At 59.9% G+C, this 21,906-nt stretch carries 19 protein-coding genes and 1 pseudogene; 8 read left to right on the forward strand and 12 right to left on the reverse strand.

The genetic code is table 11. The annotated features are described in order from the left end of the window. Nucleotides 1-19 precede the first annotated feature (19 nt). Nucleotides 20-445: a VOC family protein gene (locus tag ACA073_RS12495; RefSeq protein WP_497403806.1), complete on the reverse strand. Its 426-nt coding sequence runs from the start codon at nt 443-445 to the stop codon at nt 20-22. 114 nt (nt 446-559) lie between these two features. Between ACA073_RS12495 and ACA073_RS12500 the strand changes: the two genes are divergently transcribed. Then, nucleotides 560-1,426, forward strand: coding sequence for a LysR family transcriptional regulator (locus ACA073_RS12500; RefSeq protein WP_497403808.1), 867 nt, complete (start codon nt 560-562; stop codon nt 1,424-1,426). A gap of 180 nt (nt 1,427-1,606) precedes the next feature. On the opposite strand, the gene fabI is transcribed toward ACA073_RS12500, so the two are convergent. The 8 genes from fabI to gloB all read right to left on the reverse strand — a co-directional run bounded on the left by fabI (nt 1,607) and on the right by gloB (nt 12,345). Beyond that, a complete protein-coding gene (gene fabI / locus ACA073_RS12505; RefSeq protein ID WP_008152082.1) occupies nt 1,607-2,401 on the reverse strand; it encodes an enoyl-ACP reductase FabI in 795 nt (264 codons plus the stop codon). Nucleotides 2,402-2,422: 21 nt separating this feature from the next. Further along, nucleotides 2,423-4,033: an ABC transporter ATP-binding protein gene (locus ACA073_RS12510; protein ID WP_497403810.1), complete on the reverse strand. Its 1,611-nt coding sequence runs from the start codon at nt 4,031-4,033 to the stop codon at nt 2,423-2,425. Between the two features lies 1 nt (nt 4,034). Then, nucleotides 4,035-5,054 (reverse strand): ABC transporter permease, encoded by a 1,020-nt coding sequence (locus tag ACA073_RS12515; protein ID WP_461950270.1) that lies wholly within the window; start codon nt 5,052-5,054, stop codon nt 4,035-4,037. Nucleotide 5,055: 1 nt separating this feature from the next. Then, on the reverse strand, nt 5,056-6,129 hold the full coding sequence (locus ACA073_RS12520; RefSeq protein WP_150630560.1) for a microcin C ABC transporter permease YejB: 1,074 nt from the start codon (nt 6,127-6,129) through the stop codon (nt 5,056-5,058). 3 nt (nt 6,130-6,132) lie between these two features. After that, nucleotides 6,133-7,974 (reverse strand): extracellular solute-binding protein, encoded by a 1,842-nt coding sequence (locus ACA073_RS12525; protein WP_497403812.1) that lies wholly within the window; start codon nt 7,972-7,974, stop codon nt 6,133-6,135. After that, entirely contained in the window at nt 7,971-9,785 is a 1,815-nt protein-coding gene (locus tag ACA073_RS12530) for an extracellular solute-binding protein (protein ID WP_497404080.1), read from the reverse strand. Before ACA073_RS12530 ends, ACA073_RS12525 begins: the two co-directional genes overlap by 4 nt. Nucleotides 9,786-10,035: 250 nt before the next feature. Beyond that, the gene (locus ACA073_RS12535; protein ID WP_497403813.1) at nt 10,036-11,478 is read right to left on the reverse strand and encodes a transglycosylase SLT domain-containing protein; all 1,443 of its coding nucleotides are present in this window, start codon (nt 11,476-11,478) and stop codon (nt 10,036-10,038) included. A 99-nt stretch (nt 11,479-11,577) separates the two neighbouring features. After that, the gene (gloB, locus tag ACA073_RS12540; RefSeq protein WP_497403815.1) at nt 11,578-12,345 is read right to left on the reverse strand and encodes a hydroxyacylglutathione hydrolase; all 768 of its coding nucleotides are present in this window, start codon (nt 12,343-12,345) and stop codon (nt 11,578-11,580) included. Nucleotides 12,346-12,410: 65 nt separating this feature from the next. Between gloB and ACA073_RS12545 the strand changes: the two genes are divergently transcribed. From ACA073_RS12545 to ACA073_RS12565, 5 genes are all read left to right on the forward strand, one after another. Next, a complete protein-coding gene (locus ACA073_RS12545) occupies nt 12,411-13,169 on the forward strand; it encodes a methyltransferase domain-containing protein (RefSeq protein ID WP_017338266.1) in 759 nt (252 codons plus the stop codon). 91 nt (nt 13,170-13,260) lie between these two features. Next, nucleotides 13,261-13,713 carry a ribonuclease HI gene (gene rnhA, locus ACA073_RS12550; RefSeq protein WP_008028618.1) on the forward strand — a complete coding sequence of 151 codons (453 nt, stop codon included), beginning with the start codon at nt 13,261-13,263 and terminating at the stop codon, nt 13,711-13,713. Between the two features lie 213 nt (nt 13,714-13,926). Continuing rightward, nucleotides 13,927-14,685, forward strand: a complete 759-nt coding sequence (dnaQ, locus tag ACA073_RS12555) for a DNA polymerase III subunit epsilon (RefSeq protein ID WP_497403817.1) — start codon at nt 13,927-13,929, stop codon at nt 14,683-14,685. A 226-nt stretch (nt 14,686-14,911) separates the two neighbouring features. Further along, the gene (locus tag ACA073_RS12560; RefSeq protein ID WP_497403818.1) at nt 14,912-17,167 is read left to right on the forward strand and encodes an Orn/Lys/Arg family decarboxylase; all 2,256 of its coding nucleotides are present in this window, start codon (nt 14,912-14,914) and stop codon (nt 17,165-17,167) included. A gap of 14 nt (nt 17,168-17,181) precedes the next feature. Beyond that, on the forward strand, nt 17,182-17,796 hold the full coding sequence (locus ACA073_RS12565) for a GNAT family N-acetyltransferase (protein ID WP_497403820.1): 615 nt from the start codon (nt 17,182-17,184) through the stop codon (nt 17,794-17,796). Here the strand turns inward: ACA073_RS12565 and ACA073_RS12570 are convergent. Together ACA073_RS12570 and ACA073_RS12575 are read right to left on the reverse strand one after the other, a co-directional pair. Further along, nucleotides 17,762-18,655 (reverse strand): LysR family transcriptional regulator, encoded by an 894-nt coding sequence (locus ACA073_RS12570; RefSeq protein ID WP_497403822.1) that lies wholly within the window; start codon nt 18,653-18,655, stop codon nt 17,762-17,764. The genes ACA073_RS12565 and ACA073_RS12570 overlap by 35 nt on opposite strands. Before the next feature lie 88 nt (nt 18,656-18,743). Continuing rightward, nucleotides 18,744-18,995 carry a hypothetical protein gene (locus ACA073_RS12575; protein WP_497403824.1) on the reverse strand — a complete coding sequence of 84 codons (252 nt, stop codon included), beginning with the start codon at nt 18,993-18,995 and terminating at the stop codon, nt 18,744-18,746. A 174-nt stretch (nt 18,996-19,169) separates the two neighbouring features. Between ACA073_RS12575 and ACA073_RS12580 the strand changes: the two genes are divergently transcribed. Continuing rightward, the gene (locus ACA073_RS12580) at nt 19,170-19,730 is read left to right on the forward strand and encodes an NADPH-dependent FMN reductase (RefSeq protein ID WP_497403825.1); all 561 of its coding nucleotides are present in this window, start codon (nt 19,170-19,172) and stop codon (nt 19,728-19,730) included. Between the two features lie 30 nt (nt 19,731-19,760). Then, a pseudogene (locus tag ACA073_RS12585) lies at nt 19,761-20,771 on the forward strand (arsenic transporter); the annotation flags it as partial. Between the two features lie 115 nt (nt 20,772-20,886). Here the strand turns inward: ACA073_RS12585 and ACA073_RS12590 are convergent. Beyond that, on the reverse strand, nt 20,887-21,837 hold the full coding sequence (locus tag ACA073_RS12590; RefSeq protein ID WP_497403827.1) for a DUF1853 family protein: 951 nt from the start codon (nt 21,835-21,837) through the stop codon (nt 20,887-20,889). Nucleotides 21,838-21,906 lie beyond the last annotated feature (69 nt).

Below are 21,906 nucleotides of genomic sequence, written 5' to 3' on the forward strand. Positions count from 1 at the left end.
TCAAAATCACCCATTTTCCTCACTTTGCAAACAATTGGCTGATGTCCTTGAACGCCTTGAACTCCAGCGCATTACCGCAGGGATCGAACAGAAACATCGTCGCCTGTTCACCCACCAACCCCTGAAACCGAATGCCCGGTTCAATCACGAATCGGGTATCAAGCGCCTTCAGCCGTTCAGCCAGGCCTTCCCATTCGTCCATCCCCAGCACCACGCCAAAATGCGGCACCGGCACGTCATGCCCGTCCACGGCGTTGGTGTGCGCCGCTTCCTGAGAGGCGTTTTTGGGTGCCAGGTGAATCACCAACTGGTGGCCGAAGAAGTTGAAGTCGACCCAATGCTCGCTTGAGCGGCCTTCCTCCAGACCGAAGACGTCACGGTAAAAAGTCCGGGCTGCAGCAAGGTCATACACCGGGATAGCCAAGTGAAAAGGGGAGAGTTGCATCGCTGTGCCTCGCAGATTGACGGTGGTTGAAGTGAAGTTTAGCGCTGTGATTTTCGATTGAAAGACGATATTTTTTGCGTCGAGCCCAAATAATTTCGATTAATCGAGAATGCCATGCTGCGTGAATTGAAAACCTTCATTGCCGTGACGCGCTATGGCACGTTCGCGGCCGCCGGGATGCACATCGGCCTGACTCAGTCGGCAGTCAGCGCGCAGATGCGCAACCTGGAACAGGCGCTGGGTATCCGTTTATTTGATCGCACCGGGCGTCAGGCGATTCTCAATGCGGCGGGGCAACGGGCGTTACCGATGGCCAGGGAAATGCTGGAAACCTTCAGCCGCATGGCGGTCAGCGATGATGTCAGCGAGTACCGCGGCGAGTTGAAAATCGGCGCCGTGGCCACGGCCCAGACCGGATTGCTGCCCCAGGCGTTGCTGCGGCTGCGCCAGCAAGCACCGCTGCTTGAACCGAAACTGGTGCCCGGCGTTTCGCTGAACCTGTTGAGCCAGGTGGATACCGGGGAGGTTGATCTGGCAATCCTGATCAAACCGCCCTTTGAACTGCCCAAGGAGCTGTCGGCACAGGTCATCCGCAGGGAACCGTTTGTGCTGATCGTGCCACCGGAGTTTGAGGGTGATGACCCGTTGCAGATCCTCGCGAGCCATCCCCATGTGCGTTACGACCGCAATTCATTCGGCGGACGCCTGGTGACGCGGTTTCTGCGCGAGCAGCAGATTGATGTGCAAGTGGCCCTGGAACTGGATGAGTTGGAGGCCATCGTCAAAATGGTTGAATGCGGATTGGGCGTGTCCCTGCTTCCCGAAGCCGGGTTGTGGCTTGAGTATGGCGCGAAGGTCAGGATCATCCCGTTGGGCGAGTTGACGTTCTACCGCGAGATTGTGCTGTTGCAGCGCTACAGCCAGCGCACGCAGCCGATCCAGCAACTGTTTGCCAGTTGCCTGACACCAATCGATGGTTAAACACAGAACCCCTGTGGGAGCGGGCTTGCTCGCGAATACGGTTGATCATTCAACATTTATGTCGACGGACACGCCGCCTTCGCGAGCAAGCCCGCTCCCACAGAGGATTGCATCAGGGCTGAAATCGCGGGCACAAAAAACCCGCCTGAAGAGACGGGTTTTTTAGTGGCTGGCCGAAGATTACTCTTCGAGGCTGCCCATGGCCGTGGTGTTGAAGCCACCGTCCACGTACATGATTTCACCGCTGATGCCGGACGCCAGGTCCGAGCACAGGAAGGCGCCAGCGTTGCCGACTTCGTCGATGGTGACGTTGCGACGCAGCGGGGTTTGCGCTTCGTTGGCAGCCAGCATCTTGCGGAAGTTCTTGATGCCGGAAGCGGCGAGGGTGCGGATCGGGCCGGCCGATACGCAGTTGACGCGAGTGCCGTCCGGGCCCAGGGAACCGGCCAGGTAACGCACGCCAGCTTCCAGCGAAGCCTTGGCCATGCCCATCACGTTGTAGTTCGGCATGGTACGCTCGGCGCCCAGGTACGACAGGGTCAGCAGGCTGCCGTTGCGGCCCTTCATCATTTCGCGACCGGCTTTGGCCAGGGCCACGAAGCTGTAGGCGCTGATGTCGTGAGCGATGCGGAAACCTTCACGGGTGGTGGCTTCGGTGAAGTCGCCGTCCAGTTGGTCGCCCGGGGCGAAGCCAACGGAGTGCACGATGCAGTCCAGGCCATCCCACTTTTTGCCCAGCTCAACGAAGACCTTGGCGATTTCTTCATCGCTGGCCACGTCGCACGGGAAGCACAGGTCCGGGTTGGAACCCCAGCTCTGTGCGAATTCTTCGACACGACCCTTGAGTTTGTCGTTCTGATAAGTGAAGGCAAGCTCAGCGCCCTCGCGATGCATGGCGGCAGCGATGCCGGATGCGATGGACAGCTTGCTGGCGACACCGACGATCAGTACGCGCTTACCGGCGAGAAAACCCATGTGTTGCTCCTCTCTTTCAGGTTATTGCGCAGTGGCTGGTGCCAGAAAAGCGGCTTCCAGCAACTGCTGTGTATACGGATGTTGGGGGGCGGCAAAGATACTTTGCGCGTCTCCCTGTTCGACCACTTGGCCATGCTTGACCACCATCAGCTGGTGGCTCAGCGCTTTGACGACAGCCAGGTCATGGCTGATAAACAGATACGTCAGGTTGTACTTGGTTTGCAGTGAACGCAGCAGCTCCACCACTTGGCGCTGCACTGTCCGGTCGAGGGCCGAGGTCGGCTCGTCCAGCAATATCAGCGCCGGTTTTAGCACTAATGCCCGGGCAATGGCGATTCTCTGCCGCTGCCCACCGGAAAATTCGTGGGGGTAGCGGTGCCGGGTTTCCGGATCCAGACCTACCTCCTTCAATGCCGCAATAATCGCTTGTTCCTGTTCCGCCTCGGTGCCCATCTTGTGGATCCGCAGCCCTTCACCGACGATCTGGCTCACGCACATCCTCGGGCTCAGGCTGCCGAACGGGTCCTGAAACACCACCTGCATCTCCCGACGCAGCGGTCGAACCTGTTGCTGCGTCAGGCAGTCTAGCTGCTTGCCTTCAAAACGGATCGCACCTTTGCTGCCAATCAGCCGCAAAATCGCCAAACCGAGTGTCGACTTGCCCGAACCACTTTCTCCCACAATCCCCAGGGTCTGTCCCTGAGGCAGGCTGAAATTGATCCCGTCCACCGCTTTGATGTGATCGACGGTCTTTTTCAGCAAGCCTTTCTTGATCGGGAACCAGACTTTCAGGTCCTCGACCTGCAGCAATGGCGGCCCGATTACATTGGTCGCAGGCGTCCCGCTGGGCTCCGCTGCCAGCAGTTCCCGAGTGTACGGATGCTGCGGCGCGCGGAACAACTCTTCGCACGATGCCTGTTCGACGATGCAACCGCGCTGCATGACACATACGCGATGCGCAATTCTTCGCACAAGGTTCAAATCGTGACTGATCAGTAGCAACGCCATGCCCAGACGGGCCTGCAATTCCTTGAGCAATTCGAGGATTTTCAGCTGAACGGTCACGTCCAGCGCGGTGGTCGGTTCATCGGCGATCAGCAGTTCCGGCTCGTTGGCCAGGGCCATGGCGATCATCACCCGCTGACGCTGGCCACCGGACAATTCGTGGGGCAAGGCTTTCAGGCGTTTCTCGGGTTCCGGAATGCCGACCATTTCCAGCAGTTCCAGCGTGCGTTTGGTCGCGACTTTGCCGATCAAACCTTTGTGAACGCCGAGGACTTCGTTGATCTGCTTCTCGATCGAGTGCAGCGGATTCAGCGAAGTCATCGGCTCCTGAAAGATCATTGCGATCCGGTTGCCGCGAATGTGGCGGATGGTTTTCTCTTTCAGGCTCAGCAGGTCTTGCCCGGAATACTCGATGGTGCCGGACGGATGCCGGGCGAGCGGGTAGGGCAGCAGGCGCAGGATCGAGTGAGCGGTGACCGATTTGCCGGAACCGCTTTCACCGACCAGCGCCAGGGTTTCGCCGCGCTTGATGTCGAAACTGACACCTTCGACCACACGCTGACAACGTTCGCCGACGACGAATTCGACGGACAGGTCGCGCACTTCGATCAGATTGTCCTGATTCATTTCACTTCCTCGGGTCGAAGGCATCGCGAGCGGACTCGCCGATGAACACCAGCAAACTCAACATCAATGCCAACACCGCAAACGCGCTCATACCGAGCCATGGCGCTTGCAGGTTGGATTTGCCCTGGGCCACCAGCTCACCGAGCGATGGCGCGCCCGGCGGCAAACCGAAGCCGAGGAAGTCCAGCGCGGTCAGCGTGCCGATGGCGCCGGTCAGGATGAACGGCATGAAGGTCATGGTCGAGACCATGGCGTTGGGCAAAATGTGGCGGAACATGATCGCACCATTCTGCATTCCCAGCGCGCGGGCGGCGCGTACGTATTCGAGGTTACGCCCGCGCAGGAACTCGGCACGCACCACATCCACCAGGCTCATCCACGAGAACAGCAGCATGATCCCCAGCAGCCACCAGAAGTTCGGCTGGACGAAACTGGCCAGAATGATCAGTAGATACAGCACCGGCAATCCGGACCAGATCTCCAGAAAACGCTGCCCGGCCAGATCGACCCAGCCGCCGTAGAAACCCTGCAACGCACCGGCAATGACGCCGATGATCGAGCTGAGAATGGTCAGCGTGAGTGCGAACAACACCGAAATCCGGAAGCCGTAAATCACCCGCGCCAACACGTCGCGACCCTGATCGTCGGTGCCCAGCAGGTTGTCGGTCGACGGCGGCGCCGGAGCCGGGACTTTCAGGTCGTAGTTGATGCTTTGGTAACTGTAAGGAATCGGCGCCCACAGCACCCAGGCCTCCTTGGCCTTGAGCAGTTCGCGGATGTACGGGCTCTTGTAGTTGGCTTCCAGCGGGAACTCGCCACCGAACGTAGTTTCCGGGTAACGCTTGAGCGCCGGGAAATACCAGCTGTTGTCGTAATGCACCACCAGCGGTTTGTCGTTGGCAATCAGCTCGGCACCGAGGCTCAGGCCGAACAGCAGCAGAAACAGCCACAGCGACCACCAGCCGCGCTTGTTGGCCTTGAACAGTTCGAAACGTCGGCGATTGAGAGGGGACAGGTTCATCTCAATGCTCCCGGCTTTCGAAATCGATGCGTGGATCGACAAAGGTGTACGTGAGATCGCCGATCAGTTTCACCACCAGCCCCAGCAGCGTGAAGATGAACAGCGTGCCGAAGACCACCGGGTAATCGCGGTTGATCGCGGCTTCGAAACTCATCAGCCCCAGTCCGTCGAGGGAGAAGATCACTTCCACCAGCAATGAGCCGGTGAAGAAAATCCCGATAAAAGCCGAGGGGAAACCGGCAATCACCAGCAGCATGGCGTTGCGGAAAACATGGCCGTAAAGCACGCGGTGATTGGTCAGACCTTTGGCTTTCGCCGTCACCACGTACTGCTTGTTGATTTCGTCGAGGAAACTGTTTTTGGTCAGCAAGGTCATGGTCGCGAAGTTGCCGATCACCAGCGCCGTCACCGGCAACGCCAGGTGCCAGAAGTAATCGAGCACCTTGCCGCCCATGCTCAGTTCGTCGAAGTTGTTCGAGGTCAGGCCCCGTAGCGGGAACCAGTCGAAATAGCTGCCGCCGGCGAACACCACAATCAACAGGATGGCGAACAGGAACGCCGGGATCGCGTAGCCGACGATGATCGCCGAGCTGGTCCAGACATCGAAGTGGCTGCCGTGCCGCGTGGCCTTGGCGATCCCCAGCGGGATCGACACCAGGTACATGATCAGCGTGCTCCACAGCCCGAGGGAGATCGACACCGGCATCTTTTCCTTGATCAGGTCGATGACCTTGGCGTCGCGGAAGAAGCTGTCGCCGAAGTCCAGGGTGGCGTAGTTCTTGACCATGATCCACAAACGTTCCGGCGCCGATTTGTCGAAGCCGTACATGTGCTCGATTTCCTTGACCAGCGCCGGGTCCAGGCCCTGCGCGCCGCGATAGGCGGATCCGGCCACCGACACTTCGGCACCGCCGCCGGCAATGCGGCTGGTGGCGCCTTCGAAGCCTTCGAGCTTGGCAATCATCTGCTCCACCGGCCCACCGGGGGCGGCCTGGATGATCACGAAGTTGATCAGCAAAATGCCGAGCAAGGTCGGGATGATCAGCAGCAGTCGCCGAAAAATATACGCCAGCATCTATTACTCCGTGCCCGCAGGGTCGGCTTGCAGTTTGGTTTCGACTTCTATCGCCGGTGTCACGTTTGGCTTGATCCACCAGGTGGCCGTGCCGATGTCGTACCTGGGTGAGATTTTCGGGTGGCCGATATGGTTCCAGTAAGCCACGCGCCAGGTCTTGATGTGCCAGTTGGGGATCACGTAATAGCCCCATTGCAGCACGCGGTCCAGTGCGCGGGCGTGGGCCACCAGACTGTTGCGCGAGTCGGCGTTGATCAACTGTTCGACCAATTGGTCCACCACCGGGTCTTTCAGGCCCATGGAATTGCGGCTGCCGGGTTTGTCGGCGGCGGCAGACATCCAGAATTCACGCTGTTCGTTACCCGGCGAGTTGGACTGCGGGAAGCTGCCGACGATCATGTCGAAGTCCCGCGAACGCACGCGGTTGATGTACTGCGAGACGTCGACCCGGCGGATCACCAGGTCGATGCCCAGATCGCTGAGGTTGCGCTTGAACGGCAGCAGCACCCGTTCGAATTCGGTCTGGGCCAGCAGGAATTCGATGGTCACCGGCTTGCCGTTGGCGTCGACCATTTTGTCATCGACGATCCGCCAGCCTGCCTCTTGCAGCAGTTGATAAGCCTTGCGCTGCTGCGTGCGGATCATGCCGCTGGCATCGGTTACCGGGTTCTGGAAAGCCTCGGTGAACACTTGCTCCGGGATCTTGCCACGGAACGGGTCGAGAATGGCCAACTGGTCGGCATCCGGCAAACCGGTAGCGGCCATTTCCGAGTTTTCGAAGTAACTGCGGGTGCGCACGTAGGCGCCGTTGAACAGTTGCTTGTTGGTCCATTCAAAGTCCAGCAACAGCGTCAGAGCCTGGCGCACGCGCATATCCTGGAACACCGGTCGGCGCAGGTTGAACACAAAACCCTGCATGCCGGTCGGGTTGCCGTTGGGAATCTGTTCCTTGTTCAGCCGACCTTCGCTGACCGCCGGGATGTTGTAGGCGTTGGCCCAGTTCTTTGCGCTCATTTCCAGCCAGTAATCGAACTGACCGGCCTTGAGTGCTTCCAGGGCCACGGTGTTGTCGCGGTAGTAATCGGTGGTCATCACGTCGAAGTTGTAGAAACCACGGTTGGCCGGCAGGTCCTTGCCCCAGTAATCCTTGACCCGCTCGTAGCGAATCGAGCGCCCGGCCTTCACCTCGCTGACCTTGTACGGACCGCTGCCCAACGGAATTTCCAGGTTGCCCTTGTTGAAATCCCGGGTCGCCCACCAGTGCTTGGGCAGTACCGGCAACTGGCCGAGGATCAGCGGCAGCTCGCGGTTGTTGCTGTGTTTGAACTTGAACAGCACGGTGAGCGGGTCTTCGGCGACCGCTTCGTCGACATCGTTGTAGTAACCGCGATAAAGCGGCGCACCGTCCTTGATCAGGGTCTGGAAGCTGAACACCACGTCTTCGGCACGGATCGGATGGCCGTCGTGGAAACGCGCTTCGGGGCGCAGGTAGAAACGCACCCAGCTGTTGTCCGGGGCCTTTTCGATCTTGCCGGCGACCAATCCGTATTCGGTGAACGGCTCATCCAGGCCTTGTTTGGCCAGGGTGTCGTAGATCAGGTCGATGTCGCCGGCGGACACGCCTTTGCTGATAAACGGGTTGAGGCTGTCGAAGCCACCGAACCCGGCCTGACGAAAGATTCCACCCTTGGGCGCATCCGGGTTCACATAGTCGAAATGCTTGAAGTCGGCCGGGTATTTCGGCGGCTCGTTGTACAAGGTCAGGGCGTGTTGCGGGGCGGCGCAGGCCAGCCCGGCGAACAACAGGCCGCTGGCCTGCAAGAGCAGGGCGCGTACGGGTTTCATCGATCTTTCTCCGAAGATTTCAGCCACCACGCGCTCAGGCCCAAGGTGTAGGGCGGCGTAGTGACGAAGGCGAACCGGTTGCGGTAGGCCAGGCGGTGATAATTGAGGTACCAGTTGGGAATGATGTAGTGCTGCCACAACAACACGCGGTCCAGGGCTTTGCCGGCGGCAACCTGTTCATCGCGGGTCTGGGCGGCGAGCAATTGTTCAAGTAAATGATCGACCACCGGGTTGGCGATGCCCGCGTAGTTTTTGCTGCCCTTGACCCCGACCTGGCTGGAGTGGAAATACTGCCATTGCTCCAGGCCTGGGCTGAGCGTCTGGTTGAGGGTCATCAGGATCATGTCGAAGTCGAACTGGTCGAGGCGCTGTTTGTACTGGGCGCGATCCACCGTACGCAACCGGGCGTCGATGCCGATGCTGGCGAGGTTCTCGACATAAGGCTGGAGGATGCGTTCGAGGTTCGGGTTGACCAGCAGGATTTCCAGGCGCAGCGGTTGTCCGGCAGCGTTCTGTACGTGTTGGCCCTCAAGCTTCCAGCCGGCTTCGGCGAGCAGGCCCAGGGCCTTGCGCATGGTTTCTCTTGGAATGCCGCGCCCTTGGGTCTGCGGCAGGCTGAACGGCTCGGTGAGCAGTTTGGCGGGCAATTGCTCGCGGTACGGCTTGAGCATCAGCCATTCGTGACCGACTGGCAGGCCGGTGGCGGAAAATTCGCTGTTGGGGTAGTAGCTCATGGCGCGTTTGTAGGCGCCGCTGAACAGCGTGCGATTGGTCCACTCGAAATCGAACATCAACCCCAGCGCTTCACGGACCTTCGGGTCGGAGAAAGTCGGTCGCCGGGTGTTCATGAACAGGCCCTGGCTCTGGGTCGGGATCTGATGCGGGATCTGCGCCTTGATGACATCGCCCCGTCGCACGGCCGGGAAGTTGTAACCGTTTTCCCAGTTCTTCGCCTGATGCTCGATATAGATATCGAACTCGCCGGCCTTGAACGCTTCGAACGCGACGTCGCTGTCGCGGTAGAACTCGACTTCCATGCGATCGACGTTGTACTTGCCGCGATTGACCGGCAGGTCTTTGCCCCAGTAATCCTTGACCCGTTCGAACACGATCTGGCGCCCGGGCGTGACCGAGGTGATGCGATAAGGGCCGCTGCCCAGCGGCGGCTCGAAGGTGGTGGCCTTGAAGTCGCGACCTTTCCAGTAATGCTGCGGCAGCACCGGCAACTCGCCGAGGCGCAGGATCAGCAGCGGATTACCGGAGCGCTTGAAAACAAAACGGACGCGCTGCGGGTTGAGCACGTCGACCCGCAACACTTCCTGAAGATTGGTGCGGTATTGCGGATGGCCTTCCTTGAGCAGCAACCGGTAGGAGAACGCGACGTCGTACGCGGTGATCGGCGTGCCATCGTGAAATCGTGCTTCGGGGCGCAGGTTGAACACCACCCAACTGCGGTCTTCGCTGTATTCCACCGATTGGGCGATCAGGCCATAACTGGACGTGGGCTCGTCGCCGGACGGTGCGTATTGGCCAGTGCCGACCATCAGCGGTTCGTTCAGCTCATTGATGCCGTATTGCAGGAAATTCGCGGTGGAGACCGGGCTCGAACCCTTGAATGTGTAGGGATTGAGCGTATCGAAGGTGCCAAACGCCATCACCCGCAACGTACCGCCCTTGGGCGCTTGCGGGTTGACCCAGTCGAAGTGGGTAAATCTGGCCGGGTACTTGAGCGTGCCGAACTGCGCATAACCATGGCTTTCGCTGATCGTCGCACTTGCGGAGGAGCTCAAGGCCAGGCTGATCAGGAGCAGGAGGAGGGGACGCTTCAAGTCAGAGATCCGATCCAGGCGGCTTGGGCTTTGTGGGCCGTACAGTAACAGCTTGTATGGACAGGAAAAAGACGGGGATTTGAGGTGACTCCTGTAGGAGCGAGCTTGCTCGCGATGGTCGTCAACGATAACGCTGGTAGCCTGACACCCCGCGGCGCTATCAGATCCATCGCGAGCAAGCTCGCTCCTACAGTTACAAGCGAAAAAAAGCCCCTGAAGTCAGGGGCTGTTTTTAGTGCGGCGAAGCCACCGTCAGCATCTGCCCAGGTTTGAGGGCTTGACCAACACGCGGATTCCAGCGCTTGAGGTGTTGCATTTCAACGTTGAAACGCTTGGCCACGATGTACAGCGAGTCACCTTGCTGGACCTTGTATTGGGTCTGCGGCTTCTGGGTCTTCGTCTTGGTATTGGCCGCCACGACGGTGTTGACGCGTCCGGCGCTGCGTTTGGTCTTGTCCTGCATCACCAGCGTCTGGCCGACCTTGAGGTTCTTGCCGGTCATTTTGTTCCAGCGCTGCAGGTCCTTGACGTCGACCTTGTTGGCCTTGGCGATGGCGGCCAGGTTGTCGCCGCGTTTTACACGGTAGGCACGTTTGAGGCTGGCGATTTCGGATTCATCAGCGCCTTCGAAAACCGGCTTGAGCGACTTCTTGCTGATCAACTCTTCGGGACGCATGGTCGACAGGCTGGTGGTCAGCAGCTGCGCCTTGGACGTCGGCACCAGCAAATGCTGGGGCCCGTCGATGGTAGTGCGTTGCTTGAAAGCCGGATTGAGCTGAAACAGTTCGTCTTCGTCGATGTTGGCCACCGCGGCCACTTTGGACAGGTCCATGCGCTGGTTGATTTCGACGACCTGGAAGTACGGTTCGTTGGCGATCGGGTTGAGGTTCACGCCATAGGCTTCCGGCGCCAGCACCACTTGCGACAAGGCCAGCAGCTTCGGCACATAGGCCTGGGTTTCGGCTGGCAGCGGCAGGTTCCAGTAATCGGTTGGCAGGCCGAGCTTTTCGTTGCGCTCGATAGCCCGGCTGACCGTGCCTTCACCGGCGTTGTAAGCCGCGAGGGCCAGTAGCCAGTCGCCGTTGAACATGTCGTGCAGGCGCGTCAGGTAATCCATCGCGGCGGTGGTCGAAGCGGTGATGTCGCGACGGCCATCATAGAATCGGGTTTGACGCAGGTTGAAGTAACGCCCGGTGGAAGGAATGAATTGCCACAAGCCAACCGCATCGGCCCGGGAATAGGCCATCGGGTTGTAGGCGCTTTCAATCACTGGCAGCAGCGCCAGTTCCAGCGGCATGTTGCGTTCTTCAAGGCGTTCGACGATGTAGTGAATGTAGAGGCTGCCGCGTTCGCCGGCGTTTTCGAGGAAAGACGGGTTACTGGCGAACCACAGGCGCTGTTGCTCGATGCGCGGGTTGACGCCCAGGCTTTCCTGCAACTGGAAGCCCTGGCGCATGCGCTCCCAGACGTCCTGTGGAATTTGCGGGGTCGGCTTTTCGCTGAGCCAGATGGGCTTCTGTTTGGCTCGAGCGGCGATATTCGGGGTGTGCGCCGCGTCGGTCTGCGGCACATGGCTGGAACAGCCCGCCAGAGTGGCGGACACAGCTACCGCTATGGCTTGAGCCAAGCGGGTCAATGCGTCTGAATTGATGGCTTTACGAATAGATGACGACATTGGCTGGAAGTAAGTTCCGGGCAAAAATGTCGGGCGATTCTAGAAAGCGCACCCCCTGCGGTCAACCATTCAGATTTTCAGCGCCATCGGCACGCTCCGTCAGAACTTATCTTTCCAAGCCCGAAGGGCAGCAAAAACCGCACTGGAAGCCCGGTTATCGGGGCCGTTCCGTTCGTCCACTTTTTCTTTAACGGATGTTTCGCCGGTACGCAAAAACGGGTTTGTCAGCTTTTCCAGAGCGATCGTCGATGGCAGCGTGATGATCCCGGCTTCCCGTTGTTGCATGACTTTTGCCAGACGTTCGGCGGTATGCAAATTGTCGGGTTCGACTGCCACGGCAAACTTGAGGTTGCTGAGGGTATATTCGTGGGTGCAGTAAACCCGCGTATCTTCAGGCAACGCGGCGAGTTGTGTCAGCGAGGTGTGCATTTGCTCGGGCGTGCCTTCGAACAGGCGCCCGCAACCGGCGGCGAACAGGGTGTCACCGCAAAACAGCGTTCCCTCATGGTAAAAGGCGATGTGCCCCAGGGTATGGCCGGGAACGGCGAGCACATCGAAGTCCCAGCCCAGCACGTTGATGCGATCGTTGTTCTTGAGCGCGACGTCCCGCGCCGGGATGGTTTCGCTGGCCGGGCCGTAGACCTTCGCGTCTGTCGCTTTTTTCAGCTGCTCGACGCCGCCGACATGGTCGTGATGATGGTGAGTGATCAGAATGTCACTCAGCACCCAACCCGGATTGGCCGCGAGCCAGGCCTGAACCGGCGCGGCATCGCCGGGGTCAACCACCGCGCAGCGCCGGGTGCCGGGGTCTTGTAACAACCAGATGTAGTTGTCGGTGAAGGCGGGCAGGGCTGTGATCTGTATCATCGTCGGATTCGCCAAGCGGAAAACAATGGCGCATCTTAGAACTTCCTGGCGCGTTGGAGAATGCAATGACCGATAAAGCGTTCGCTCAGGCTGATCCTGACTGGCTGGCCTTGATCAGCGCGGCCCGTGAATGGCTGTCCGGCCCCCTTGGGCAATTTCTGCTGGATGAAGAGCGCCGCATGCTCGAAGACGAGTTGGGGCGCTTCTTCGGTGGCTATCTGGTGCATTACGGTCCTTCGGCCGAGACGCCGCCGTCGGCACCGCAGGTCCAGCGCAATGTGCGGCTCGGCGCGCCGTTGCCGGGTGTCGAAATCGTCTGTGAAGAACAAGCCTGGCCGTTGAGCGAACATGCCGCCGATGTGGTGGTGTTGCAGCATGGTCTGGATTTTTGCCTCTCGCCCCACGGTTTGCTGCGTGAAGCGGCGAGCAGTGTCCGCCCCGGCGGGCACTTGCTGATTGTCGGGATCAACCCCTGGAGCACTTGGGGTTTGCGTCACGTGTTCGCCCATGACGCCTTGCGCAAGGCCCGTTGCATTTCGCCGTCACGGGTCGGCGACTGGCTGAATCTGCTGGGCTTCGCGCTGGAGAAACGCCGCTTCGGGTGCTATCGTCCGCCGCTTGCGTCCCCCGCCTGGCAAGCCCGTCTGGCCGGCTGGGAGCGCAAGGCCGGTGATTGGCAATTGTCTGGCGGCGGCTTCTATTTATTGGTGGCGCGCAAGATTGTGGTGGGCTTGCGTCCGCTTCGTCAGGAGCGTCGTGAACCGATGGGCAAGCTGATTCCCCTGCCAATGGCCAAGGTCAACAGGCGAAATATCGAACCGTAATTCCTGTTTTTATTCCCGGCCGGGTTTGCCCCGGCCTCGGGCATCGTCGATCGCGGATCGGCGAGCCACCGCATTTTCTGGATAGATTGGCATGAGCGATAGCGTAGAACTCTTCACTGACGGCGCCTGCAAAGGCAACCCTGGCCCAGGCGGCTGGGGCGCATTGCTGGTGTGCAAGGGCGTTGAAAAAGAACTCTGGGGCGGCGAAGCCAATACCACCAACAACCGCATGGAACTGATGGGCGCGATCCGTGGGCTGGAAGAACTCAAGCGCTCCTGCGACGTGCTGTTGGTGACGGACTCGCAGTACGTGATGAAAGGCATCAACGAGTGGATGGATAACTGGAAGAAACGCGGCTGGAAAACGGCGGCGAAAGAACCGGTGAAAAATGCTGACTTGTGGAAGCTGCTGGATGAGCAGGTCAACCGTCACAACGTCACGTGGAAATGGGTGCGCGGGCACATCGGGCATCATGGCAACGAGCGGGCTGACCAATTGGCGAATCGTGGCGTGGATGAAGTGCGTGGGTACAAGCAAGCCTGATTCTGGTACCGCCGCTATACCGCGTCGCGTTCTTCGCGAGCAAGCCCGCTCCCACATTCGATCGTTGCCGAACACAAATTCTGTGTTCACTGAAGATCTAGGGTGGGAGCGGGCTTGCTCGCGAATGCCGCAACACGGTCTATCTGAAAGACCCCGGCGAGCGTGTTAACATCGCCGCTTTTGCACGATTGACCCGTTGAGAGCTGAGCACTGATGGCCACCAGATCCGTTGTACTCGATACCGAAACCACCGGCATGCCGGTGACCGATGGCCACCGGATTATCGAAATCGGTTGTGTCGAGTTGATCGGTCGGCGCCTGACGGGCCGGCATTTCCACGTTTACCTGCAACCGGACCGCGAAAGTGACGAAGGCGCCATCGGTGTCCACGGCATCACCAACGAATTCCTGGTGGGCAAGCCGCGCTTCCCTGAAGTGGCCGATGAGTTTTTCGAGTTCATCAAGGGCGCGCAGTTGATCATCCACAACGCGGCGTTCGACGTTGGCTTCATCAACAACGAATTCGCCCTGATGGGTCAGCACGATCGTGCGGACATCACGCAACACTGCTCGATCCTCGACACCCTGATGATGGCCCGGGAACGTCACCCGGGACAGCGCAACAGCCTTGACGCCTTGTGCAAACGTTATGGCGTCGACAACTCGGGCCGTGAACTCCACGGCGCCTTGCTCGACTCCGAGATCCTGGCCGACGTTTACCTGACCATGACTGGCGGCCAGACCAGCCTGTCGCTGGCCGGTAATGCGTCCGACGGTAATGGCTCCGGTGAAGGCGCGGACAACTCCGCTACTGAAATCCGCCGCTTGCCGGCCGATCGTCAGCCGACGCGGATCATTCGCGCCAGCGAAGACGATCTGGCCCGGCATGTGGCGCGGATGGAAGCCATTGCCAAATCTGCCGGCGCCCCGGCACTGTGGGTGCAACTCGCCGAGGCTGAAGCTCAGGCTTAGGTCCTTCAAAAAGATCGCAGCCTCGTTTCACTCGACAGCTCCTACAATGGAATGCGTAACCCCGTAGGAGCTGTCGAGTGAAACGAGGCTGCGATCTTTTGATCTTAATAAAGCCACCGCGTCCCAATGACCCCTCTCAGGGCATTACACTCGCCACATCCGCCTCAACCCTCTACCCTGAGGTTATTGGCAAGCCAAGGTCTGCCGCCTCAGGACACTGAGCCCCATGTATAAAGATTTGAAATTCCCGGTCCTGATCGTCCATCGCGACATCAAGGCCGACACCGTCGCCGGTGATCGCGTGCGTGGCATCGCCCGGGAGCTGGAGCAGGAAGGCTTCAGCATTGTCTCGGCGGTGGATTACACCGAGGGGCGGCTGGTCGCGTCGACCCATCACGGCCTCTCGTGCATGTTGATCGCCGCCGAAGACCCCAGCGCCAATTCCCATCTGCTGCAGAACATGGCCGAACTGATCGGCCTGGCGCGGGTGCGTGCGCCGGATTTGCCGATCTTCGCCCTCGGCGAGCAAGTGACGCTGGAAAACGCCCCGGCCGATGCCATGGACGAGCTCAATCAGCTGCGTGGCATTCTTTATCTGTTCGAAGACACCGTGCCGTTCCTGGCGCGGCAGGTTGCGCGAGCGGCGCGCAAATACCTGGATGGTCTGCTGCCACCGTTTTTCAAGGCGCTGGTGCAGCACACCGCCGATTCCAACTATTCCTGGCACACGCCCGGGCATGGCGGCGGCGTGGCGTATCACAAGAGCCCGGTGGGGCAGGCGTTCCACCAGTTTTTCGGGGAAAACACCCTGCGTTCGGATTTGTCGGTGTCGGTGCCGGAACTGGGCTCGCTGCTCGATCACACTGGCCCGCTGGCCGAGGCGGAGGCGCGAGCGGCGCGAAACTTCGGCGCCGATCACACTTTTTTCGTGATCAATGGCACCTCGACCGCCAACAAGATTGTCTGGCACTCCATGGTTGCTCGCGATGACCTGGTGCTGGTGGATCGCAACTGCCACAAGTCGGTGTTGCACTCGATCATCATGACCGGCGCCATTCCGCTGTACCTGTGCCCGGAGCGCAACGAACTGGGGATCATCGGTCCGATTCCGCTGAGCGAATTCAGTCGCGAGTCGATCCAGGCCAAGATCGACGCCAGCCCGCTGACCAAGGGCCGCGCACCCAAGGTCAAACTGGCGGTGGTCACCAATTCGACCTACGACGGCCTCTGCTACAACGCCGAACTGATCAAGCAAAACCTGGGCAACAGCGTCGAAGTGCTGCATTTCGATGAGGCCTGGTATGCCTACGCGGCGTTTCATGAATTCTTCGCCGGGCGTTACGGTATGGGCACTTCTCGCAGCGCAGACAGCCCGCTGGTGTTCACCACCCATTCCACGCACAAGCTGTTGGCGGCGTTCAGTCAGGCCTCGATGATTCACGTTCAGGACGGCGGCGCGCGGCAACTGGACCGCGACCGCTTCAACGAAGCGTTCATGATGCACATTTCCACGTCGCCGCAGTACAGCATCATTGCCTCGCTGGATGTGGCATCGGCCATGATGGAAGGCCCGGCCGGTCGTTCCTTGTTACAGGAAATGTTCGACGAAGCCTTGAGTTTCCGTCGGGCGCTGGCCAACCTGCGGCAGCACATCGCGGCGGATGACTGGTGGTTTTCGATCTGGCAGCCGCCGTCGGTGGAAGGCATCGAGCGGGTCGTCACCGAAGACTGGCTGCTGCAACCCGATGCCGACTGGCACGGTTTTGGCGGCGTGACCGACGACTATGTGCTGCTCGATCCGATCAAGGTCACCCTGGTGATGCCGGGTCTGACGGCGGGCGGTGCGTTGAGTGAGCGCGGGATTCCGGCGGCGGTGGTCAGCAAGTTCCTCTGGGAGCGCGGGCTGGTCGTCGAAAAGACCGGTTTGTATTCATTCCTGGTGCTGTTTTCCATGGGTATCACCAAGGGCAAATGGAGCACGCTGTTGACCGAGTTGCTGGAGTTCAAGCGCAGCTATGACGCCAACGTCAGCCTATCGAGTTGCCTGCCGTGCGTGGCGCAGCAGGACGGCGCGCGTTACAAGGGCATGGGGTTGCGCGATCTGTGCGATCAACTGCACGCCTGTTACCGCAGCAATGCCACGGCCAAACATCTCAAGCGCATGTACACAGTGCTGCCGGAAATCGCCATGAAGCCGGCCGACGCCTATGATCAACTGGTACGTGGCGAAGTGGAGGCGGTGTCGATCGATGCGCTGGATGGCCGAATCGCCGCAGTCATGCTGGTGCCGTACCCGCCGGGGATCCCGTTGATCATGCCCGGCGAACGCTTCACCGCGTCGACCCGCTCGATCATCGATTACCTGGCGTTTGCCCGCACGTTCGACAGTAGTTTCCCGGGGTTTGTCGCCGATGTGCACGGCTTGCAACACGAAGACGAGGGCAATGGGCGGCATTACACCGTCGATTGCATCAAGGAGTGAGGACCTTTCCCAGTATGCAACCGGTCATGAATCCGAAATACCCAGGGCTGTCGGTGCGTGTTGCCGACGATGGCTTTGCTGCTTACATCTGGGGCAGTGATTTCAGTTTTGAAGTCGCGGCCTATGGCGCAGCCGAAATCGGCAAGCCGGTGGAGCAGTGGCCGGTAACGCCGATCACCCCTTACCGCAAGTGCTACGGCATTGATCCCGAGGAATTCAGCAGTTTCCGCGATGCCGCCGACAGTGCGATTTTCATGGCTTATCTCGACGATGAGCCGGTGGGTCACCTGGTCATCAGCACTAACTGGAACGGCTTTGCCCACATCGACGAGTTGGCGGTACACGCGCCGGCCCGGCGGCATGGCGTGGCCAAGGCGCTGCTGGACGTGGCGCAGTTCTGGAGTCGCAAGAAAAAACTGCCGGGCATCATGCTCGAAACCCAGAACAACAACCTGGGAGCGTGTCGACTGTATGAGCGCTGCGGTTACGCGGTTGGCGGAATCGATCACCTGCGTTATCGCGGCATCGACCCCAACACCGCCGAGATCGCGTTGTTCTGGTATCGATTGTTCGATAACCCGCTGGAAAACCCGATCAGCTCGCCAACATCGCCACGGCTTGTTCCGTGACGATATCCAGCAATGCCTGAACGGCCGGGGAAGGTTCGCCGTTCTTCAAGGTCAGGGCGTAGACGCTGATCGGCACGGCGGGCGCCAACGGGCAGGCATCCAGGCCAGCGGATTTGGCACCGAGCGCGGTGAACGGGTCGACAATTGCCAGACCTTCCCCGGCCTCGACCATGCTGCGCATCATCTGGTGCGTTTGAACCCGGGTGTGGACGACGGGGGCAGGGCGCAAGCCGTGCAGTTTGTTGTCGAGCGCCGGGCTCAGCGGATCATGACCTTCCAGGCCGACCATCGACTGGCCCGCCAGGTCTTGCAGCGAAATGTACTTCTGTTTCGGTTGCAGCCAGCCGTGGGGGGCCAACAGTTGCAGTTTGCCCTGGGCAATGACCTGACAATGAATATCCGCGTGATCGGGATCGTGCAGGCTCAACCCCAGATCGCTTTCGCGCAGCAGCAGGCTTCTGACGATGTCGCGGGTGGGTTGGCTCAAAAGGCTGCAGGGCACGTCGGGGAGACGCCGGCGCAGGGCCGCGATGCTCTGGGGCAATAACTGTTGAGCCAGGGGCGGTGTGCAGATGATGCGAAGGGGCGGAGCCTGATACTGCTTGAGGCTGCTGGCCAGACGCTGGACCGGATCGAGCGCCTCGTAGACGTGGGCGATTTCGACCTGCAACTCCCGCGCCTCGCGCGTGGCCTGCAGGCGTCCACGCACGCTGGAAAACAACATGAAGCCCAACTGACTCTCGGCGTCACGCAAAATGCTTTCGACCTCGGCCACTGGCAACTGCAACCATTCGGCGGCGGTGCCCAGGTGACCGGTCTGCAGGAGCGCCTGTATCACTTCGATATGACGTAAACGCATGCGTGAAGTCCATGTTCAGCAGGAGAGGGAGTCAGTGACTGAATCCTAACCCAAGTCCGCGCATAAGACTTCTGCTCATAACGCGAGGTTATGAGGCGACGTTGGTTTCCGGTACGCCGGCAATGAAGGTGTCGGGTTCGCGAACGATGGTGACGCCCGATTGCACCAGCAGAAACTCGTTTTCATCGAGCTTGTTGACGCGGTCGCCAATGGCCAGTTTGTAAGTGGTGACAGCGGTGAGACCGTCTGCCGACGGGGTGGATTCCTGGAACTCATGCACGGAATAGACACGGCCTTCCGCGTCTCTTGCATGGAACTGACCGACGAGTACTGCTGCCATCTGCTTAGAACCTCTGGAGATAAATCACTCAATTTGCGGCTCTGTAGACCGTGGTTGGGCGAGGTAAGTTTTCCTACAGGAAAAAAATAGTCAGGGACGGTATTTTCAGTCGTCCGCTGTGTGAATCGTCATCTATAACTACAAGCTCTTTCATCGGACAGTCGAGAATCTTCCATGAGCAACGTCTATACGATCGCCGTTCTGGTCGGCAGCTTGAGAAAGGAATCGATCAATCGCAAGGTCGCGTTGGCCCTGGCCGATCTTGCGCCTGCGAATCTCAAACTGAAAATCATCGAAATTGGCGACTTGCCACTGTACAACGAAGACATCGATGGTGCTTCACCGCCGGCAGCCTACAGCACTTTCCGACAACAAGTGAGTTCATCCGACGCGTTGCTGTTCGTCACCCCGGAATACAACCGTTCGGTGCCGGCGCCCCTGAAGAATGCGATCGACGTCGGTTCGCGGCCCTATGGCAAGAGCGCCTGGGGTGGCAAGCCTGGGGCGGTGATCAGCGTTTCACCGGGGGCGATCGGCGGGTTTGGCGCCAACCATCATCTGCGCCAGTCCATGGTGTTTCTCGATGTGCCCTGCATGCAGCAACCGGAATCTTACTTGAGCGGCGCCGGTTCGGCTTTCGATGAGGCGGGCAAACTGTCCGAGACGGTGAAGCCGTTTTTGCAGAAATTCATCAACGCTTATGGCCAGTGGGTCGAGCAGCACAAGAAGGTTTGACTGTAGCAGCCAGCCTCGCAAGCTCGCCTGCGGCTATTGTTTGCCTACATGGTGCTGCTTGGCGCGCTGGTCTCGGTACTGTTTGCCAATGACGGCGCGGCGCTGATCCTCACGCCTATCGTGATTTCCATGTTGCTGGCGCTGCGTTTCTCGCCGGCGGCGACGCTGGCGTTCGTGATGGGCGTCGGGTTCATCGCCGACACCGCGAGCCTGCCACTGGTGGTGTCGAACCTGGTGAACATCGTTTCCGCCGACTTCTTCCACATCACCTTCAATCGCTACGCGGCGGTGATGATCCCGGTCAATCTGGTCAGCGTCGCGGCGACACTGGTGGTGTTGATGTGGTTCTTCCGGCGCGACATTCCCCAGGATTACGATCCGGAGCAACTGGCGCATCCGGCCAGCGCGATCCATGACAAGGCGACTTTTTTCGCGGGCTGGGCGGTGTTGCTGATCCTGTTGCTTGGCTGTTTTGCGCTGGAACCGCTGGGCGTTCCCATCAGTGCCATTTCGGCGGTGTGCGCGGCGTTGATGCTGGCCATCGCGGCCCGAGGTCACAAGATTTCAACGCGAAAGGTAATGAAAGAGGCGCCGTGGCAGATCGTGATTTTCTCGCTGGGCATGTATCTGGTGGTCTACGGTTTACGGAACGCCGGACTCACCGGGTATCTGGCGGGTTGGCTGGACGGTTTTGCCGGTTATGGCGTCTGGGGGGCAGCGATGGGCACCGGGGTGCTGACTGCGTTGCTGTCGTCGATGATGAACAATCTGCCGACGGTGCTGATTGGTTTGCTGTCGATTGATGCCAGTCAGGCAGCGGGCGTGGTGAAGGAGGCGATGATCTACGCCAACGTCATCGGCAGTGATCTGGGGCCGAAAACCACGCCGATCGGCAGTCTGGCGACGTTGTTGTGGCTGCATGTGCTGGAGCGCAAGAGTATCCGGATCGGGTGGGGGTATTACTTCAAGGTCGGGATGGTGTTGACGGTGCCGGTGTTGCTGGTGACGTTGGCGGCGTTGGCTGTGCGGTTGTCCATTTAGACCGGGTTGGCCTCTTCGCGGGCAAGCCTCGCTCCTACAGGGGTTTTGTGAACGCCGCAAATCCACTGTGGGAGCGGGCTTGCTCGCGAAGAGGCCGGCCCAGACACCGCAAATCTCATCCATTCCCCGGAACGTTAGGCCAAAGATCCGCCACCAGAAACAACCGCTCCGCTTCCTCCCAATCCCCATCGGCATTCTCAATCAACCGCACCAACAACTGCGCCGGTGCCAGCGATTCCAGATCGCTGAGCCACGCTTCCAGCTGTTCCGTGTTCCAGGCCTGCTCCACCGGATAATGTGCCGGAGCCAGCCAGGCATGCCGGGGCAGGGGTTGCCAGCGCCCGAACGGACGCTGTGCGACAAAATCCTTCCAGTCCTTTTGATGCAGCCAGCTTCCGCGCAAATGTTGCGGATGTGCGCCGTCCGGTGATTGGGACTGCCCCGGCCACGGATACAACAAATACCCACCCAGCCACAAATGCGCGCTGAACTGCTGGATATCCAGCGCCGCCAGCACTTCACGGCTCTCCGGACGAGCGGAAATCGGCAACTGATGCTGACTCAAGTGCGCCAGTTTGCGGTCCAGCCGATCGTGGCAGCCCGGACCTAGCCACTTCGCCGTGTCGTGCCCGTCGCCGTCTTGCGGGCCGAGGTAAAGCTTGATCGCCAGTTCCAGGTGATGCACGCCGTCGCGATCACGCAGCAGCATGTCCAGCTCGCCCAGGGTGTGACCCTCGCGGCGGATCGGCATATTGGCGGCAATCAGATCGATGCCCGGCGCATGCCGCACGGCGTATTGCCACAGCCGTTCATAGTACAGACCCAGACGCCGGGTCCGGGCCTGGGCCAGCCAGTGCAGCAGGTCATAACTGTCGCGATCCAGTTGCCGCAGCCAAAGTTCCAGCCGTTCCGGCGTTTGCACCCAGTCACTGCCGGTCAGCGGATGGCGTTGCGGCCACGGCGTGACCTCGAGCATCGGCGGCGCGAGGATGACCCAGGCCAGGTCGCGCACCTCAGGGTGGCGCAACTGGTGGGGTAACTGCAGCAAATCGGGAAATAGGATCATCTTGCGAGCATAGCCCTAAACATGAGTACACCCTTGTCGCTGAAAGGATTTTGTCTATCCCGCGCTTTC

Source organism: Pseudomonas sp. LBUM1670 (assembly GCF_059695695.1).